The organism is Mesotoga sp. HF07.pep.5.2.highcov (genome assembly GCF_003666285.1).
Taxonomy (GTDB): Bacteria; Thermotogota; Thermotogae; order Petrotogales; family Kosmotogaceae; genus Mesotoga; species Mesotoga prima.
On the sequence record NZ_JFHJ01000425.1, the window covers coordinates 1 to 2,834 of the forward strand.

Consider the following 2,834-nt stretch of genomic DNA (forward strand, 5'->3'; position numbering starts at 1 on the left):
AGCTTCCTCGAATATACATTTGGCAATTTGAGTGAAAGTGAATTACTGTCGAGACTTCTTCAAAGGGATGATGTGAGAGTATTCAAGGGGATCCATGAGATCCCTAGGTAATGTTTTCCTCTTTTAGCATCAAAGGTACGACTGAAATAGTGATTGCTGTATTCACTATCGTGCCCGTTGAGAGCATTCTGCTTAGAAAGAGAGAAGTCTCAGCGGCACGTTATTTGAGAGCCAAATTCCGTCGAAGAGTCAACTGTGTTCAAAAGAATTGCGGGACATAATTTTGCGTTTATTTCAAAAAACTTATATTGTACTGGATCATTTGCGTAGTTAATTGAGGAGTCAAGCATTGGGCAAGGAGAGCTTCGGGCAATGTCAGGAGGTAGTTCCTCTTCTATTATGTTCCGCTTAGCTTTGATTCACGATCTCGGGGTCGATGACAACCGTCACTTTTCTTAGATTCACTCCCTGACAGGAGGTTACAGATACTGCTAGGAGAAGTCTCGGGAAAGCTGGCAAAAGGCCTGGATTTTCGACTTCTCTCGAAGTCTTTACCAGAGGGCCTTTTCTTTCGTATAAGCTGAACAGATTGAGCATTATCTAAATTGAAAGAACGGAATGATATGAGAGATCTTCTGTGATTCTTTGGACATACAGTCTATATTTCCAATGAAAGACCATCATATGCGACAGCAATTCCGAAGCGGACGTAGAACCGTTCGAGTTCACCCTGCGTTGGATTAGGATAGTGGGAGAAGTGATGCGCGTAAATCTTGGTTGTGTCGTCCATTATTCCGTTTTTTCTCATTGTTTCCACTGTCGAGACCACCTGTTCTGCAGTTTGATGATATGGGAATGTGACCTCTTTCATGAATCCCAGAGTTGAGTCTATCGCTACCAGATCCAAAGGAGAGTCTAAGAAACTCTTTATCAATTTTAGTGAAAACTCATCTAAAGGACCTGTATCAGTGGCATAGAAGAAGGATTTACCCTTCTTCTTAATCAAAAATAACAGAGCCTGTTCACCTTCCTTCACTTTGTGGACAGCTGGAATAGGTATCACGCTATAATCGTTAAGCACAGTTTCTTTGTAAGCTTCTGCCATTAACAAAATAGTTTTGTCGGGATCAAAGTACACTGAATCCGAAATCAACGACAGAACAGTCGAATTCGCTAGCACACTCATCGGAGAAAGTCTTTCATACGAAGCATTGTATCTGTCCATTCTGTAACCAAAGTTAGGCAGATATAGATGGTCTGAATGAGAATGAGTTATTAGAAGGGTTCTGACATTGAAAAGTGTGCTCCCGGTCTTCTGAGCGCCGGCCATAATGTTTGGCCCAAAATCAATCAACAAGTCATCATTAACAAGAACGGCCGAGGTCAAACGGAAGTTGTCTGGACCGGCCTCTCTGACCTTTCTACAATTGTCGCAATCACAGAACACGTTGGGATGTCCCTCATAAGCTGCAGTTCCAAGAAATAGGACTCTCATTTTTCCCCTCCAAATGGATGATTGTTGAAAATTATCATTGTGGATAAGTAACAAAATGCCAATACAGATTGGGAATAGAAAACCTCATTCCCGGCAAAAAAAGCTTGCAATATAAACACTCTTATGGAATCATCTGGTTTTTCTTCGAATCAAAGGAGATTCTTTCCATAAGATTGGTCAAAGAAGACCCGCCAAAGGATCCCAGTATTTTGGCTACTCCATGTCCAGCATGGCCCTTCGAAATCGATCGGCTCAAAGAATAGGTTGAGCCTTACTTCATTACGCGATGGATTTCCTATTGGTCGTTGTATTCACAGATTCTCTGCCTTTCAAATCGTATCTATATAACCAGCACTGACCAACCGTCGGCAGCTGAACAAATAATCAGAGCGAAGCGTCTCTAAGAGACTCCTCGATTCGTCTATGCATAGTGACTAACCGATTTCATGGTAACTGGGGTTTTCAAAGAATCAAGTTCATACTTTAGGAGATTCATGCACTTCTTTCTATGTGGTTGAAACCAAAACTCATTTTGATGAAACTTTCTGTCCCTCCGGCCATATACCATGACATTTCATAAGCAGATTTCGCTTGACATCTCGCAAAGCAAAGTGCATCTCAGATCTTCAGCGGGACACGATCCTGTTCTTTCCTGTGTTCTTTGCTTCATACATCAGAGTATCCACTTCAAGCAAGAGATCATTAACCGATTCATCACTCCATTCGGCAACTCCAATGCTAATAGTCACAGGTATTTCGTTAGTTCTCTTGAGTGACTCACTTATTCTCTGCGCAGTGGAAAAAGCTCCCTCAACTCCTGTTGAAGGAAGCAAAATAACGAATTCCTCTCCCCCATACCGAAAGGCGTAATCAATCTTCCTGATACTGGATATAATAAGCGAGGAAAGAGATTCGAGAATTCCATCACCCTTCTGATGACCGAAAGTATCATTGATGACTTTAAAATCATCAATATCCAGCATGATTATGGATAGCCTGTTGCCATATCTCTTGGCTCTATTGATCTCGTACTCAACTATTTCAAACATCTTCTTTTGATTCATCAGCCCAGTCAGCGAATCGGTTTCAGCCCTTTCCTTCAACAACTGATTTGCAGATGAAAGCTGACTTTGCATTTCTAATAGTTCTTCGTTCTTTTGGACTATCAATCTGTTCGCTTCATCGAGTTGTCGATTTCTCCTTGCCATACTTTCGATTTCTTTGAGTTTTTGCATCGTGGAGAAGGATGATTGCAACTTTGCGACCATTCTCGCTTCCTCTTCTTTGAAAATCTCTGCGTTCAGCTTAGATATTTCTCTATGGGTTTCCAGAGCTCCTT

Annotated in this window: 2 protein-coding genes; both read right to left on the bottom strand. The window is 41.6% G+C overall.

Annotation, left to right across the window (positions count from 1 at the left end; genetic code table 11):
* Window positions 1–658: 658 nt before the first annotated feature.
* Window positions 659–1,495 (bottom strand): MBL fold metallo-hydrolase, encoded by an 837-nt coding sequence (locus BG32_RS08915; RefSeq protein WP_006487176.1) that lies wholly within the window; start codon window positions 1,493–1,495, stop codon window positions 659–661.
* Between the two features lie 626 nt (window positions 1,496–2,121).
* Window positions 2,122–2,834 (bottom strand): GGDEF domain-containing protein (locus tag BG32_RS08925; protein WP_147434907.1); only part of this gene is annotated, 713 nt, incomplete at its 5' end.